Origin of the sequence: Patulibacter sp. (assembly GCF_030655195.1) — a bacterium.
Taxonomy (GTDB): Bacteria; Actinomycetota; Thermoleophilia; order Solirubrobacterales; family Solirubrobacteraceae; genus Patulibacter.
This window is the reverse complement of the sequence record NZ_JAURWA010000020.1, coordinates 1-15,016: the sequence shown is the minus strand read 5'-3', so window position 1 is coordinate 15,016 and position 15,016 is coordinate 1. Positions and strand designations below refer to the sequence as shown.

General features: G+C 75.8%; 17 protein-coding genes and 1 pseudogene. 10 read left to right on the top strand and 8 right to left on the bottom strand.

The genetic code is table 11. The features are described 5' to 3' along the window. Positions 1–479, top strand: a pseudogene (locus Q7T67_RS02060) (hypothetical protein); the annotation flags it as partial. A 47-nt stretch (positions 480–526) separates the two neighbouring features. Continuing rightward, positions 527–952, top strand: coding sequence for an SRPBCC family protein (locus Q7T67_RS02055; RefSeq protein ID WP_304785668.1), 426 nt, complete (start codon positions 527–529; stop codon positions 950–952). A gap of 58 nt (positions 953–1,010) precedes the next feature. Here Q7T67_RS02055 and Q7T67_RS02050 read toward each other — a convergent pair whose 3' ends face one another. From Q7T67_RS02050 to Q7T67_RS02040, 3 genes are all read right to left on the bottom strand, one after another. After that, the gene (locus Q7T67_RS02050; RefSeq protein ID WP_304785667.1) at positions 1,011–1,733 is read right to left on the bottom strand and encodes an alpha/beta fold hydrolase; all 723 of its coding nucleotides are present in this window, start codon (positions 1,731–1,733) and stop codon (positions 1,011–1,013) included. A gap of 93 nt (positions 1,734–1,826) precedes the next feature. Further along, positions 1,827–2,912, bottom strand: a complete 1,086-nt coding sequence (gene ychF, locus Q7T67_RS02045) for a redox-regulated ATPase YchF (RefSeq protein ID WP_304785666.1) — start codon at positions 2,910–2,912, stop codon at positions 1,827–1,829. After that, positions 2,912–3,637 (bottom strand): phosphatase PAP2 family protein, encoded by a 726-nt coding sequence (locus Q7T67_RS02040; RefSeq protein WP_304785665.1) that lies wholly within the window; start codon positions 3,635–3,637, stop codon positions 2,912–2,914. Before Q7T67_RS02040 ends, ychF begins: the two co-directional genes overlap by 1 nt. Positions 3,638–3,735: 98 nt before the next feature. Between Q7T67_RS02040 and Q7T67_RS02035 the strand changes: the two genes are divergently transcribed. Then, positions 3,736–4,611, top strand: coding sequence for a diacylglycerol kinase family protein (locus Q7T67_RS02035; protein WP_304785664.1), 876 nt, complete (start codon positions 3,736–3,738; stop codon positions 4,609–4,611). Beyond that, positions 4,608–5,009 (top strand): hypothetical protein, encoded by a 402-nt coding sequence (locus Q7T67_RS02030; protein ID WP_304785663.1) that lies wholly within the window; start codon positions 4,608–4,610, stop codon positions 5,007–5,009. Before Q7T67_RS02035 ends, Q7T67_RS02030 begins: the two co-directional genes overlap by 4 nt. Before the next feature lie 28 nt (positions 5,010–5,037). Here Q7T67_RS02030 and Q7T67_RS02025 read toward each other — a convergent pair whose 3' ends face one another. Then, a complete protein-coding gene (locus Q7T67_RS02025; RefSeq protein ID WP_304785662.1) occupies positions 5,038–5,256 on the bottom strand; it encodes a hypothetical protein in 219 nt (72 codons plus the stop codon). A gap of 37 nt (positions 5,257–5,293) precedes the next feature. After that, positions 5,294–5,707, bottom strand: coding sequence for a methylmalonyl-CoA epimerase (gene mce, locus Q7T67_RS02020; protein ID WP_304785661.1), 414 nt, complete (start codon positions 5,705–5,707; stop codon positions 5,294–5,296). 106 nt (positions 5,708–5,813) lie between these two features. Between mce and Q7T67_RS02015 the strand changes: the two genes are divergently transcribed. The 3 genes from Q7T67_RS02015 to Q7T67_RS02005 are packed head-to-tail and all read left to right on the top strand — an operon-like array spanning position 5,814 to position 8,207. Beyond that, positions 5,814–6,710, top strand: coding sequence for a PhzF family phenazine biosynthesis protein (locus Q7T67_RS02015; protein WP_304785660.1), 897 nt, complete (start codon positions 5,814–5,816; stop codon positions 6,708–6,710). Positions 6,711–6,763: 53 nt separating this feature from the next. After that, positions 6,764–6,994 (top strand): hypothetical protein, encoded by a 231-nt coding sequence (locus Q7T67_RS02010; protein ID WP_304785659.1) that lies wholly within the window; start codon positions 6,764–6,766, stop codon positions 6,992–6,994. A 40-nt stretch (positions 6,995–7,034) separates the two neighbouring features. Further along, positions 7,035–8,207, top strand: coding sequence for a hypothetical protein (locus Q7T67_RS02005; protein WP_304785658.1), 1,173 nt, complete (start codon positions 7,035–7,037; stop codon positions 8,205–8,207). A gap of 3 nt (positions 8,208–8,210) precedes the next feature. Here the strand turns inward: Q7T67_RS02005 and Q7T67_RS02000 are convergent, their stop codons facing one another. Both Q7T67_RS02000 and Q7T67_RS01995 read right to left on the bottom strand, forming a co-directional pair. Beyond that, positions 8,211–8,816: a hypothetical protein gene (locus Q7T67_RS02000; RefSeq protein ID WP_304785657.1), complete on the bottom strand. Its 606-nt coding sequence runs from the start codon at positions 8,814–8,816 to the stop codon at positions 8,211–8,213. 63 nt (positions 8,817–8,879) lie between these two features. Then, on the bottom strand, positions 8,880–10,226 hold the full coding sequence (locus tag Q7T67_RS01995) for a M20 family metallopeptidase (protein WP_304785656.1): 1,347 nt from the start codon (positions 10,224–10,226) through the stop codon (positions 8,880–8,882). A gap of 204 nt (positions 10,227–10,430) precedes the next feature. Here Q7T67_RS01995 and Q7T67_RS01990 point away from each other — a divergent pair, with 204 nt between their 5' ends. Further along, positions 10,431–11,276, top strand: coding sequence for an SDR family oxidoreductase (locus Q7T67_RS01990; RefSeq protein WP_304785655.1), 846 nt, complete (start codon positions 10,431–10,433; stop codon positions 11,274–11,276). Continuing rightward, positions 11,273–11,716: a hypothetical protein gene (locus Q7T67_RS01985; RefSeq protein WP_304785654.1), complete on the top strand. Its 444-nt coding sequence runs from the start codon at positions 11,273–11,275 to the stop codon at positions 11,714–11,716. The genes Q7T67_RS01990 and Q7T67_RS01985 overlap by 4 nt, the downstream gene beginning before the upstream one ends. Positions 11,717–12,078: 362 nt before the next feature. Here Q7T67_RS01985 and Q7T67_RS01980 read toward each other — a convergent pair whose 3' ends face one another. Continuing rightward, positions 12,079–12,975 carry an oxygenase MpaB family protein gene (locus Q7T67_RS01980; RefSeq protein WP_304785653.1) on the bottom strand — a complete coding sequence of 299 codons (897 nt, stop codon included), beginning with the start codon at positions 12,973–12,975 and terminating at the stop codon, positions 12,079–12,081. 399 nt (positions 12,976–13,374) lie between these two features. On the opposite strand from Q7T67_RS01980, the gene Q7T67_RS01975 reads away from it, so the two are divergent. Beyond that, positions 13,375–14,916: a replication-associated recombination protein A gene (locus tag Q7T67_RS01975; RefSeq protein WP_304785652.1), complete on the top strand. Its 1,542-nt coding sequence runs from the start codon at positions 13,375–13,377 to the stop codon at positions 14,914–14,916. Positions 14,917–15,016 lie beyond the last annotated feature (100 nt).

Here is a 15,016-nt window from a genome sequence, read left to right as displayed (position 1 = left end):
CGCGACGGCGCGCACGCGACCCGCAGGTCGCCCGCGCCGGCGAGGGGGTCGGCGTCGTCGTCCGCTCCGCCGCGCCGACGAGCGACGCCGAGGACGGCGACGGCGCCCCGCGTCCGGCGGGCTCCACGTCCGGGACGGGCGCGACGCCGACGGCGGGCGGGGCCGGCGGTCCCGCCGAGAGCGCCGTCGCGATCGTGGCCCGGGGCGCCCGCGGGCTCGGCGAGCTGCTGACGGGCGACCGGACGGTGCGGGTCGCACCCGCGGAGGTCGCTCGCTCGGCGCCGCGCTGCCGGCTCGTCGGTGGCGTGCGCCCCGCGCCCGAGGGTGCGGCCGGCCGGCTGCAGCGCCGCGACGGCCGCTCCTGGAGGACGGTGCGCCGCGTGCCGCTGCGCGGCGGCGGCTTCGAGACGGTCGTCCCGAAGCGGGGCGAGTGGCGGGTCCGCGTCGGGCGCTTCTCGACGCCCGCCGCGAAGCTCTAGCCCGTCGGTCGTCGGTCGACGGCCCCGCGGCGGGTAGGGGCGCGAGGATGCTGCGCTACGAGACCGCCACCTCCGCGCCGCCGGAGGTCGTCTGGCCGCTCCTCGCGCGACCCGACCGGTGGCACGAGTGGGCGTGGCACGTCCGGGGGGCTTGGGGGCTCGGCTCGCCGGAGGTCCGCGCCGGGGCCCTCGGTGCCGTCCGGCTGCTGGGCGTCGCACCGGTCCCGGTGCGGATCGTCGACGTCGATCCGGGGCGCTCGTGGAGCTGGAGGGCGGGCCCGCTGCTCTTCGTTCACCGCGTGGACCCGGTCGTCGCGGGCGGCAGCGTCGTGGGCATCGACGTCGACGGCCCGGCTCCGGTGCTGGCCCTCGTCCGCCGGACCTACGGGCCGTGGTGCCGGCACGTGACCCGCGTGATGGCGGAGCGGGCCGCGGCCGACGCCTCGAGCGCCGCCTCGCGCGGGGGGTGGTGAGCGTCGGGGCCGGGCTCCTGCGCCCGGCCCGCCGCGCCCCGTCGATCGTCCGCGGGTCCTACCGCTCGGTGCGGAGCCGCTCGACGATGAGGTCGGCGACGAGCTCGGGCTCGGTCCACTGCGGGCAGTGGCCCGAGGGCAGCTCGACGCTCTGGGCCGCGCCGGCCGGGAAGTCGGGGGCGACGGCGCGCGGGACGAGGTCCGCGGTGCCCGACACGTTCACGTAGGGCAGCTCGGTCCACGCCGCCGTCTCGATCGGGCGGTCGGTGCCGGACATGTCCTGCGGACGGAGCTGGTCCAGGGCGACGGCCGCGCGGTCGTCGTCGGCGTCGTTGAACAGCGCCTGCCGCGCGACCTCCCGCGGGAACGAGGCCAGGCCGTCGTCGCCGACCTGGATCGGGCTGTCCTGGCCCTCCGGGGTGACGGCGGCGGTCGTCGACGCCATGCTCGCGCCGGACCCGGGGGCGGCGGCGCAGAGGTAGACGAGCTCGAGGACGTTCGGGTGCGGCCCGGCCGCGGCGTCGGTGATGACCGAGCCGCCGTAGGAGTGGGCGACGAGGACGACCGGCCTGCCCACGGCGTCCAGCGCGCCGCGGACCGCGGCGACGTCGGCCCCGAAGCCGTCGCCGGTCGACGGTCCGCCGACCGAGGGCAGCGCGACGACCTGCGCCTCGACGTCCTGCGCGGCCAGGCGCTCGACGACGTCGGCGTAGATCCACGGGCCGGAGAACGCCCCCGGCACGAGGAGGACGTCGGGAGAGGTCGTTGCGCTGGGAACCATGTCCTCCGGATACCCGCCACGCGCCTCCGCCACCGCGGCGACCGGGAGGGCCGGGCCGGCGGCGCAGGGCAAAGACCGGCCGACACCCGACCCCTAGTTCGTGTGCTTCACCGTGATGACGTCGCCGTCCTGCATCACGTAGTCCCGGCCCTCGGTGCGCAGCGTGCCGACGTCGCGGGCCTTCGAGTAGCCGCCGGCGGCGAGCAGCTCGTCCGAGCCGATGACGTCGGCGCGGACGAAGCCCTTCTGGATGTCGCCGTGGATCTCTCCCGCGGCGTGCCACACGGTCAGGCCGCGCTTGAGGTGCCACGACTGCGCGCGGACGTCGGCGCCGGCGGTGAAGAACGTGATCAGGTCGAGCAGCTCGAAGGCGCCCTTGGCGATCCGCTGCAGGCCGGACTCGGCGAAGCCCATGTCCTCGCGCATCGCGGCGGCCTCCTCGTCGTCCATCTCGATCAGCTCGGCCTCCAGGCGCGAGGAGACGGCCACGGCGACGGCCCCCATGGCGGCGGCATGCTCGGCGATCGCCGGGGGCACCTCGCCGGAGGCGTCGTTCTCGTCGACGTTGGCGACGAAGAGGACCGGCTTGGCGGTCAGCGGCGAGAGCGTCCGGACGACGTGGGGGTGGTCCTCGGGCGCCGGGATGCTGCGCGCGGGCTTCCCCTCGTTCAGCGCGGCGACGACCTGCTCGAGCCAGCCGAGCTCCGCCTTCGCCTCGGCGTCGCCGCCGCGGGCCATCTTCGTGACGCGTTCCATCCGGCGCTCGGCCTGCTCGAGGTCGGCCATCAGCAGCTCGGTCTCGATCGTCTCGACGTCCCGCAGCGGGTTCACCGACCCGTCGGGGTGAATGATGTTGCCGTCCTCGTGCGCGCGGACGACGTGGACCAGCGCGTCGGTCTCGCGGATGTTCGCCAGGAACTTGTTGCCCAGGCCCTCGCCCTTGTGGGCGCCGGCAACGAGGCCCGCGATGTCGTGGAAGTCGATGTGGTCGAAGACGATGTCCGACGACCCCAGCAGCTCCGCGATCGCGACCATCCGGTCGTCGTGGACCGGGACGACGGCGACGTTGGGCTCGATCGTCGTGAACGGGTAGTTCGCGGCCTCGGCCCCGGACTTCGTCAGGGCGTTGAAGAGGGAGGACTTGCCCGCGTTGGGCATGCCCACGATGCCGATCTTCATCAGGCGGCTCCGATGTCGGTGTTGGCGGCGGCCGAGGCGGCGACGGTGGCGGTCCCGACGGCGGCGGCGGTGGCGACCTTGTCCCCGGTCTCGCCGTGGTCCCCCCAGGACTCGCGGCGGCGGACGGCGATCCCGTGCCCGATGGCGCGCACCCCGGTCCCGACGGTCCAGCCGAGGGCGCCGCCGATGGCGATGTCGGTCGGGTAGTGCACGCCCAGGTGCACGCGCGAGACGGCCATGGCGGTCGCCGTCGCGTAGAGCGGCACGGTCGGCAGCAGCGGCGAGAACGCCGCGGCGGCCGCGAACGAGGAGGCGGCGTGCGAGCTGGGGAAGCTCAGCTGCGTCGGCGTCGGGATCAGCGGCGGGAGGTCGCGCAGCTGGGGGCGGGGACGACGCGCGACCTGCTTGACGGAGGTGTTGGCCACGTACGCCGCGCCGACGGCGGCGACGCCCACGAGCCAGTCCTCGCGACGGCGCTTGTCGACGGTCGCGCCGAGCGCCCCGATCCCGAGCCAGAGGGCGCCGTGCTCTCCGGTGCGCGAGAAGCGGACGATGGCGTGGGTGGCGCGCTGCGAGCGCGCGGTCGAGCGGACGGCGCGCATCCCGGCGAGGTCCAGACGGGCGAACGCGCGGCCGGACCGGCCGTGGAGCGCCCGGGCCAGGAGGCTCCGCCGGGCGTCGATCGCTTCGGGGAGGAGGCGTGGGTCCGGGGTGAGCTTTCGCACCCCGTCAGGGTACGGGCCGCGCGGATCCCGCGTCCCGACGGGAGGGACTCCCGGACGGCGCGGCCCCCCGGTCGTCCGGGTCGGTCACCATACGGGACGTGAAGCTGGCGTTGGTCGTCAATCCCAAGTCCGGCGCCGGCCGTGGGAGCGACGAGCTCGCGGGGCGCCTCGGATCACCCGGGCACGACGTCGAGACGTTCGAGATCGGGGACGCCGACGCCGCCGCCCGGTCGGGCGCGGACCGCGTGGTGGTGGCCGGCGGCGACGGCTCGATCGGCACCGTCTTCGCCGCCTGTGCCGCGGCGAAGGCCCCGCTGGCGATCCTGCCGGCGGGCACCGCCAACGACTTCGCCCGCGCGATCGGCGTCCCGGCGGACTTCGACGCCGCGATCGAGGTCGCGCGCGATCCGGACTCCCGGCACCGCACGGTCTGGGGCGCCACGCTCGACGGGCACCCGTTCGTCAACGTCGCGTCGATCGGCCTGGCGGTCAACGCCGCGCGCGAGGCGGCACCGCTGAAGTCCAAGCTCGGGCCGGCGGCCTACGCGCTCGGTGCGGTGATCGCCGGCGCGAAGGGCAAGCAGGTCCACTGCCGCGTCAGCGTCGACGGCGAGCAGGTCTACGAGGGCGACGTCTGGCAGGCGCTCGTCGCGGCGTCGGGGTCCTTCGGCGGCATCGTGCAGCTGCCCGACTCCGATCCCGGCACCGCGGAGATGGAGCTCTTCGTCGTCGAGTCGAAGTCGCGGCTGACCCTGATCCGCCGGGTCTGGGGCATGCGCAGCGGCGGCAACCGCGGCGGGATGCGGCTGTTCCAGGGCCACACCATCCGGGTCGACGTCGACCCGGACCTGCTGTGGAACGTCGACGGCGAGGTCCTCGACCTCGGCGACGTCACCGCCGACCCGCTCGGCCCGGTGCAGATCCACCTGCCGCCGGTGACGGCGACACCGCCGCGCTGGGGGCGACGTCGATGAGCGACGAGGATCCCCGCGACGAGCTGCCGCTCGCGCGGCACCTGCGCGACCGGCCCGACCGGCCGATCGGCGAGCGCGAGTTCATCCAGGGCCGCTCGCGTGCCCGGTTGATCCTGCTGCTGTTCTTCGTCGGCCTGCCGGTGATCGTGCTGGTCGTCGTGGTGCTGAACTCGCTCGCGTCCGGCCCGCCGGAGCGCGACGCGCAGGCGAGCACCGGCCTGAACGAGGTCACGCGCTACTGCACGTACAAGGTCCGCAACGAGGGCCAGTACGACGACTGCCTCGTGCGCACCGACTTCCGCGTGGTGCGCCGCGAGGACTCCAACGCCGCGCGCTACGCCCGCGGCGAGCTCACGCGGTGCCTGGTCGACGCCGGCCCGCGCTGCACCCTGCGGTGACGGAGCGCGGGCCCGCCCCGAGGGCCTCCTAGAGCCCGAAGCCGATCTTCTGCTCGTCCTTGTCGACGCGGAGGAAGACGACCTTGTCGAGGTTCAGCGTGACGCGGGCGTCCTCGGCGTCGAGGTCGGTCCAGCCGCCGTCCTTCAGCGACTGCTGCAGGCCCTGGTACTGGGACTCGGTGAGGCGGACGGCCAGCGGCGGGGCGCTGTCCAGGCCGATGCTGACGCGGAGCTTGTCGTCGGACACGGGCTCTCCTGATCGTTGCGGGTGGGGTGGGGAAGGACTAGTGGTGCGCCGGCTCGGTGAGCTCGGTCAGCACCTTGCCGGTGGACTTCGGGTGCAGGAAGGCCACCCGGCTCTCGCGGATGCCGACGCGCGGCTCCTCGTCGATGAGCCGGACGCCGCGCTCCTTGAGCGTCGCCAGCGCGGACACGATGTCGCGGGTCTGGTAGGCGACGTGGTGCAGGCCCGGGCCGTTCTTCTCGAGGAACTTGGCCACGCCGGTGTCGGGACCCAGCGGCGAGATCAGCTCGACGTGGTTCTCGCCGACGTCGAAGAGGACCGCCTCGACGCCCTGGGACTCGACGGTCTCGCGGTGCACGAGCTCGAACCCGAGCACGTCGCGGTGGTACGCGATCTGGTCGTCGAGGTCCTCGGGGGCGACGGCGATGCCCAGGTGGTCGATCCGATCGAACATGCGTCGGAGCCTATATCGCGGGCGTCGCGGGCCCGCCCGCCGCGAGGGCCACGACGTGCCGACCGGCCTCTGGTGGGAGCACGCCCCCCGCTGGGAGGATCACCCGATGCGATCCCGTGCGTTCCGCCAGGTCGACGTGTTCACCGCCGAGCCGTACCTGGGCAACCCGGTCGCGGTGGTGCTCGACGGCTCGGACCTCGACGACGACGCGATGGCGGCCTTCGCGCGCTGGACGAACCTGTCCGAGACGACCTTCGTCCTCCCGCCCACCGACGACGGGCGCGCGGCGGGGGCGGACTACCGGCTGCGGATCTTCACCCCGACGGTCGAGCTGCCGTTCGCCGGGCACCCGACCCTCGGCAGCTGCCACGCGTGGCTGGAGGCCGGGGGCGAGGCGGCGGCGCCGGAACGCGTCGTCCAGGAGTGCCGCGCCGGTCTGGTGGAGCTGCGCCGGGAGGACGGACGCCTGGCGTTCGCCGCCCCGCCGCGCCTGCGCACGGGCCCGCTCGAGGACGAGCTGCTGGACCGGGTCCGTGCCGGCCTGGGCCTGCGCCGTGACGAGGTCCGGGCGCACGCGTGGGTCGACAACGGCCCGGGCTGGTGCGCGGTGCTCCTGGAGTCCGCGGAGCGGGTCCTCGAGGTGACCGCCGACTTCGGGGTGCTCGGCGGCGCCAAGATCGGGGTCGTCGCCGGCCACGACGTCGGTGTGGTGGGCCCCCGGACCGGCGACGACGGCATCGCCTTCGAGCTGCGGGCGTTCTTCCCCCACGCGCCCGGCGCGGACGGCGTCGTCACCTCCGGCGCCGAGGACCCCGTGACCGGCAGCCTCAACGCGAGCGTCGCGCAGTGGCTGCGGGAGGAGGGCCTCGCGCCGGCCTCCTACGTCGCCGCGCAGGGCACCGCGCTCCGGCGGGCGGGCCGCGTCCACGTCGACGACGACGGCGAGCGGATCTGGGTCGGCGGCGACTGCGTCACGTGCATCTCCGGCGCGGTCGAGCTCTGAGCGGCGGCCGAGGGCGGCGCGTACGGTGGCTCGGGCGGGGTACGGGCCCGTGCATGACGACCCCCGGTGACGGCCGATCGACGACGACGTCCGGCGCGGGGGTGCCCAGGCGGTCCCCCGCCCTGCTCGGGGGCGGGCTCGCGCTGGCGCTCGTCGGGCTCGCGATCCTCCTGCTCGGCAGCTCCGCGATCGGCGTGGTCCTGCTGGTCGTCGGCCTCGCGCTGGCCGCCTTCGCCGCCGTGCCCCGTGTGTGGGCGAACGACCCGCAGCACCCGGGCGACTGAACGCCCCGCCCGGCGCCCCCAGCGGGTAGCGTCGCGGCCCATGGGCCTCCTCTCGCTCGCGCTGCTGCCTGCGCGCACCGTCGTCGCCTCGGCGGAGCTCGTCATCGCCGCGCGGGACATGACCGCCAAGGACGGCCCGCTGCGCCGCCCGGGAGGCCTGGGTGAGCGGGTCCAGGTCCTGATCGCCGAGGGCGGGGTCGTCGACCAGCTCGCCCGGCTGGCCGACCCGAAGGGCCCGCTCGCCCGGCTGGAGCAGCTGGCGATCCTGACGAGCGACGACCGGCCGCTCGGTCGGGCGCTCTCGCCCGGCGGGCCGCTGGACCGGCTGCTCGCCGACGGCGGGGCGTTCGACCGCCTGATGTCGGAGGGCGGCGCCGTCGACCGCCTCGTCGGCGAGAACGGCCCGCTGGACCGCCTGCTCGTCCCGGACGGTCCGCTCGACCGGCTGCTGGCGCCGGGCGGCCCGCTCGACCGCCTGACCGAGGACGGCGGCACCCTCGAGCGGGCGCTGGAGCGCGGCGGCGTCGTCGACCGTCTGCTGCAGGAGAACGGTCTCATCGAGCAGCTGCTGCAGGACGACGGCACGCTCGAGCTGCTGCTGACCCCGGGCAGCACGGTCAACCGGCTGATCCAGGACGGTGGCACGCTGGACCGGCTCCTGGCGGAGGACGGCGGCGTCGAGCGGCTCCTCGCCCAGGGCGGTCCGCTCGACCAGCTCGGCGAGCTGTCGGCCGCGCTCTCCGGTCTCGCCGAGCTGGAGCAGTCGCTGCGCCCGCTCGCCGGCCTCGACGAGGCGCTCAAGCCGCTGGAGGACCTGGGCGACCGCCTACGTCCGCTCGAGACCCTCGGCGACCGCCTGACGCCGCTGGCCGAGCTCGGCGACCGGCTCGCGCCCCTGGCCGCGCTGGGCGACCGGCTCGCCCCGCTCGAGGCCCTCGGCGACCGCCTGCGGCCGCTCGAGTCGCTCGAGGCGCACCTGCGGCCGCTCGAGACGCTGGACGCGACGCTGCGACCCCTCGGCGACCTGGAAGAGCTGCTGCGGCCGCTCGCCACCCTCGGCGACTCGATCGACTCGATCGCCGCGACGGTCGGCGGCATGCAGGAGGCCGCAGAGGAGCTCAGCCGCGCGGTCGTCCCGATCGGCCGCGTCGCCGGCCGGCTGCCGGGCGCGAAGAAGGCCGCGCGCGAGCTCGACGCGGGGAAGGGCGAGTAGGCCTCAGATCTCGCCGATCGGCTCGAGCCAACGGCCCTCGGCCGGGAGGCTCGCGAAGGTCAGGCGGGGGAGCGCCTGCTCGAAGAGGCCGGGGACGTCCTCCAGGTCGAAGACCTCGATGCCGTCGACCTGGCAGAGCTGCTGGGCGTGCTCGGGGAAGACCAGCGCGGTGACGCGGACGCCGTCGGCGATCAGGAGCTTCGCGGCCTCCGCGAACGCCATCCCGTCGTGGGACATGATCAGCGCCTCGCGCAGACCGCCCTCGCGGTGGCGCTCGGCGAGCAGGTCGAGGATGTCGTCGTCGACGTCCGAGTCGTCCCGCGTCTTCGGCTTGAGGAACATGCGGAAGCCCTGCTGCCGCACCACCTCGGCCCAGCCGACGACGCCGGTGAACGTCCGCTCGGTGACGTTGGCGAAGACCGAGGCCTCGACGGTCGGGCGCTCGCCGTCGAGCTCGACCGCGTCGTCGGCGCGCTCCCGCAGCCAGCCGCGCAGCGCGTCGATCCGCGGCCGCTCGCGTCCCGTCGGCTTGCGCCGCAGGATCAGCTGCCCGAGCACCATGTCGATGTTCGGTGAGTCCCACAGGAGCAGCATCCGCGGATCGGTCACCGCGCCATCCTCGCAGGGTGGGCGGAGGGCGGCGAAGGCGTCCCGGGCCGCCGGCCGGCCCGCCTACCCCAGGATCCGCCGGGTCACGTCGCGGAAGCACGCCGTCGCGAAGTCGAGGTCCTCGACGTCGATCCGCTCGTCCTTCGCGTGCATCCGGCCGGCCTGCTCGCGCAGCTCCAGGTTCTTGTGCGGGAAGAACCCGTAGGCCACGCAGTCGGGGAACGCCGTGCGCCACGTGCGCGAGTCGGTGAAGCCCGGGAGGAAGGTCGGCACGATGCCGGCACCGGGGACGTGCTCGCCGAGCCACTCCTGCAGCGCGTCGAACAGCTCGCCGTGCGCGGGGGACGCGTTGCCGGGCACCGTCATGCCCCACTCGACCTCGACGCCGTCGGGCAGGGGCGCCAGGGCGGCCAGGATCCGCTCCTTCGCCTGGTCCGTGGTGAGGTTCGGCGGGACGCGGCAGTCGACGCGCAGCTCGGCCCGGTCCGGGATCACGTTGATCTTGTCGCCCGCGGAGACGATGTTGGGCGAGAACGTGATGCGGCCCATCGGCTCGATCGCGGCCGACAGCGCCGGGTTCTCCTCGCGCAGCTGCCCGTAGGCGCCCGCGGGGTCGCGCCCGTCGAGGCCCAGACCGTCGAGCATCGCCACGATCGCCGGGTCGACGTCGAACGGCAGCTCCGCCTCGGCCAGCCGGGTGATCAGCGGCGCCAGGCGGACCAGCGCGTTGTCGCCCAGGCGCGGCGTGGCGGCGTGCGCGGCCCTGCCGGAGGCCTTCAGGGCGAAGCGCAGCGGCCCCTTCTCGCCGACGCAGACGCCGTAGTGCAGCGCGTCGCGGAACCGCAACGGGGCGCCGCCGCCCTCGTTCAGCATCAGGTCGCAGCGGGCGAGCTCGGGGTGGTTCTCGCAGAGCCAGATCGCGCCCTCGCCGCCGCCGACCTCCTCGTCGACCACGACGATGACCTTCAGGGATCCGCGCGCCGGCCGCCAGCCCGAGCGGGCCAGGTCGATCGCGGCGGTCACCTCGGCGGCGGTCTGCGACTTCATGTCGATCGCGCCGCGGCCCCAGATCTCGCCGTCCTCGAGGTCGCCGGACCAGGGGTCGTGCTGCCAGTCCTCGGCGGCGGCGAGCACCGTGTCGACGTGCGAGAGCAGGCCGAGGATCGGCCCTCCCGGCGTGCCGGGACCGTCGCCGTCGCCCGTCGCGGCGAGCTCGGCCACGAGGTTCGGGCGACCCGGCGTGTTGCCGACGAGGGTGACCTCGAAACCGGCGTCCTCCAGCAGCCCGGCGAGGAACTCCTGGGCCTCGCGCTCGTCGCCGGGCGGGTTCACCGTGTTGAAGCGGATCAGCCGCTGCAGCAGCTCGGTGGCCGAGCTGGGCGCGGTGGGCTCGGGCGCGGAGGCGGACACCCGCTGCAGGCTACGGGAGGGGACCGCGGGGTTCGACCGGATGGCGACGCGGAGCGGCTCGCACCTCCCCTGGGACTCCACCGCGCCCGGCCGCCGCACCGCACCGCGCCGCCACGCCGATGGATCGCGTGTCACACCCGCGTGCGCCGTACCGTCGGACCTGCGACGAGGTGCCGGCGACGACGGACGACGGGGAGCAGCACGATGCGCACAGCGGTGATCGGCGGGACGGGGAGCCTGGGTCGGCTCGTGGTGGACCAGCTGGTCCGGCGGGGGGACGAGGTGCGGGTGCTGTCGCGGACGCCCCCGGCCCTCCCGGTCGCCGGCGCGGAGCACCACCCGGTCGACCTCCGCACCGGCTCCGGGCTCGACGCGGCGCTGGACGGCGTCGAGGTCGTGGTCGACGCGGCGAACGGGCAGCAGGACCCCGGCGAGCTCCTGGTCGGCGGCACGGGCCGCACGCTCGAGGCGGGCGCGGCGGCGGGGGTGGCGCACCACGTGCTGATCTCGATCGTCGGCTGCGACGTCGTCCCGCTGGCCTACTACCGCGCGAAGGCCGAGCAGGAGCGCCTCGTCGCGGCGGCGTCGGTTCCCTCGACGGTCCTGCGCGCGACCCAGTTCCACCCGCTGCTCGCCGGGCTGTTCGAGCGCGCCGCCCGCCTCGGCGTCCGGCCCCGGGCGGCGGTCCCGCTCCAGCTGCTCGACCCCGCCGTCGCGGCGGTCCACCTGGCCGACGCGGCGCACGCCGGACCGGCCGGGCGACTGCCGGATCTGGCGGGCCCGCGGCGGCAGTCCGTCGCCGAGCTCGCGGACACGTGGTCCCGGGCGACCGGTCGAGGCCGCATCCCGGTGCGGGTGCCGCTGCCGGGGCAGACGGGGCGGGCGGTGCGGTCCGGAGCGCTCTGCGCGGCGACGGTCGGCGACGAGGGGCCGGACTTCAGGGCGTGGCTGGCGCGGGGCCGCAGCACTGCACAGGGTCCCGGGGTCGGCGCGCCCGGTCCCGGGGTCGAAGCGCCCGGTCCCGGGGTCGACGGCGGGGGTCGGACGTGAGCGCTTCGGTCCGCGACGTCCGCCTCGCCCGCACCGCGCTCGTCGTGCTCGCGGTGAGCGCGGCGTTCACCGGGCTCCCGGCGGCGATCGTCCCGCGCGCGTTCTTCGACGGCTTCCCGTTCCTCAGCGCCTGGGTCGCCCCGCTGCCGCCGTTCAACGAGCACCTCGTCACCGACGTGGGAGGCCTGTTCACGGCCTTCGCGGTGCTCTTCGCCTGGGCGGCGTGGCGGCCGACGCGCGAGCTCGTCGTGCCGCTCTGCGTGGCGTGGACGGTCTCGGCGGTCCTGCACCTCGTCTTCCACGCCACGCACCTCGACGGCTTCGGCCCGGTCGACGCGGTCGGGGAGCTGGTGACGCTGGGCCTGCTCGTCGCGCTGCCGGGCGTGGCGGTGTGGGCGCTGCCGTCGCGCGGGGCGGCGCCTGCGTCGGCGGAGCCCTGAGGGTCGGGCGGGGCCGGGGGGGTGCGGTCGATCCGGTGCCACCTGTTGGCACCGGATCGCCCCCACCCCCCCGGAACGCGAGCCGCGCAGCCCTAAGTGCGGTCGATCCGGTGCCACCCCTTGGCACCCGATCGACCCCACCCCCGGAACGCGAGCCGTGCTGCCCGGGGTTCGGTCGATTCGGTGCCACCCCTTGGCACCCGACCGCCCCACCCCCCCCGGAACGCGAGCCGCGGAGCCCGGGGTGCGGTCGATCCGGTGCCACCCCTTGGCACCCGATCGGTCCCACCCCCCCCCGAGGTGAGCCGCGCGAGGCCCGAGCCCGACCCGGATCGACCGCCCCGGAGGAGCGCCGTCGCGGCTCAGCCGATCGGCGCCGGGCTGCCGTGCGGCGTCCACGCGAGCGTGGTCGGCAGCACCGGCAGGAGGACGCGGCGCGCCCAGATGCTCAGCGCGTCGACGCCGAGGTCGCGCGCCGGGTCCCAGCGGAGGCCGAAGCCCTTGCGGACCTTGGGCGGCAGCAGGGACGCGGTGATCTCGTTGGCGACCTTGAGGGCAGGCCGGAACTGGAAGGGGACCGGGGGGTGCAGGACGATCTGTCGACCCGCGGACCGCGCGGTCGGGATGACTTCGGTGCGCTCCGACGCGAGCATGTCCGCGACGTACTCGTCGAAGGCGACGATGGACTGCGGCATGTCGGACTGGCGCAGACCGAAGAGCTCGCCGACGACCCGGTAGTCGCGCCAGAACGCGTCGCGCTCCTCCGGCCGCAGGGGGCGGACGAAGCGGTCGTGCACGAGGAGCGCCGAGTCGACGAGCGACGCGAGGATCCAGAGCAGCAGCTCGGGATCGTCGGCCCGCCACGGGGTGCCGGCCGGCCACGGACCGACGTCCTCGGCCGTGGTCCCGGAGACGGCGCCGTGGATCGCCCGGACCCGGCGACCCATGGCCTCGGCGGCGTCGGCCGGGCCGAAGACGGCGGTGGCCATCGCCTCGGCGGTGCGCTGGAGGCGGGGGTAGGCCTTCTCGGGCTCCTGCGCGGCGGTGGCGCCCCAGAAGCCGACGAACGCCAGCGGGTGCGCGGCCTGCATCAGGAGCGCGCGCTGGCCGTGCAGGGCGACGGCCCGCTCGCGGTGCACGCGGCGGATCATCGAGTGGTCGTCGAAGAGGCCCTCGGGGCTCGCGTGGGCGCTGGACATCACCGGCGTCGGCGACGGCGCGGACTCGTCGAGGGGGAGCGTGGAGTCGGTCGTGTGCACGGTGCGGGCGGGTCGTGTCGTCGGAGGGCGGACCAAGGGACTACCCGGTCACCTCGAAGGTACGCCTCGGGGGACGGGGCCGGTTGCGGTTCCCGGCGACGGGGACGGCCCGGGTGGGGCCCGGTCTCGGTTTCGTCGCCCGGGGCGTCGGGATCGCGACCACCGCTGCGGTGGGGGTGCGCTGCGTGGGGCCCGGTCTCGGTTTCGTCGCCGGGGGCGTCGGGATCGCGACCACCGCCGCGGCGGGGGTGCGTTGCGTGGGGCCCGGTCTCGGTTTCGTCGCCGGGGGCGTCGGGATCGCGACCACCCCTGGCGCCGAGGCTCGCGACGAGGATCCACCTCCGGCACCGTCGAGCCGCTCGGCCCGCCGCCGCCCGACCCGCCTGCGATCCTCGACCGGTGGACCGGCTCTTCGTCCCCGACCCCGACGACGGCACCCCCGCCGGCCGTCCCGCGGTGCCCCAGGACGCGCCGCTCGCCGCCCGGATGCGGCCGCGGATCGTCGAGGACGTGGTCGGCCAGGAGGATCTGCTCGGTCCCGGGCGCCCGCTCCGGGCGGCGATCGACGCGCAGATGCCCCACGCGATGCTCCTGCACGGCCCGCCCGGGTCGGGCAAGACGACGCTCGCCCGGATCGTGGCCGACGCGGCCGGGGCCGCGGTCGAGGCGCTGCAGGCCGTCGACGCCGGCAAGGCCGAGGTGCGGGCCGCGCTCTCACGGGCGCAGGAGCGACGCGACGCGAACGGCACCCCGACGGTCCTCTTCATCGACGAGATCCACCGCTTCAACCGCACCCAGCAGGACGCGCTGCTGCCGGCGGTCGAGGAGGGCCTCGTCACCCTGATCGCCGCGACGACCGAGCCTGCGTGGGCGGCGATCTCGCCGGCGCTGCGCTCGCGGCTGCGGATCTACCGGCTCCGCGCGCTCGACACGGACGACGTGCTCGTCCTGCTGCGCCGCGCCGTCGAGCGGCGCATGTTCGACCGGCCGGCCCCCGCGGCGTCCGCCGGTCCCGGGATCGCCCACCCCGTCGCGGGCGAAGACCGGGCGGCGGGCGACGACCCGGCCGCCGGCGAAGACCCAGCGGGCGAGAACCCGGCGGCGAGCGAGGACCCGGCGGCCGGCGGGTCGACCTCTGCGCCCGGGCCCGCGCAGGTCACCGCGGACGACGACGCGCTCGAGCTCCTCGCGTCCCGCAGCGCCGGTGACGCCCGGACGGCGCTCGGCGCGCTCGAGGCCGCGGTGGCCCTGGCCCGCACCGGCACGGCGACGATGACCGGCGACGCCGGCCGCGACGAGGGGGCGGCCCCGAGGGCCGTGGTCCCGGTCCGGGTCACGTCCCGCAACGCCGGCGCGGCGCTGGACCGGGCGACCGTCACGGCCGGCCCCGACCAGCCGCACGACCTGCTCTCGGCGTACATCAAGTCGATCCGGGGGAGCGATCCCGACGCCGCCGTCTACTACCTGGCGGGGATGCTGACCGCCGGCGAGGACCCGCGGACCGTGGCCCGGCGACTCGTCGTCTCCGCGTCCGAGGACATCGGCCTGGCCGACCCGCAGTGCCTGCCGCTGGCGATCGCCGCCGCCGAGGTCGTCGACCGCGTCGGGATGCCCGAGTGCCGCATCGCGCTCTCGCACGCGACCGTCCGCCTGGCGCTGGCCGGCAAGAGCAGCGCCGCCTACCGGGCGATCAACGACGCGATGGCGCACATCGAGGAGCACGGCGTGACGCCCCCGCCGCCGTACCTGCGCGGCAAGGTCAGCGACGGCGCGGACCCGGGCGCCTACGACTACCCGCACACGAACCCGGGGGGCGTCAGCGACCAGGAGCTGATGCCCGAGGGCCTCGAGTCCACCCGGTTCCTGCGACCCGCGCCGCACGAGAAGGTCCTGCGCGACCGGGTCGCGGCGGCGCGGACCGGGCGCGGCCGCACGCCGTAGGCCGCCGCACGCCGGCCGTGGTCCGGCCGGTGGCCCACTCCCCCGGCGACCGCCTCCCCCGACGCCCGCGGCGACCCCGCGGCCCACAGCCCGTCGCCCC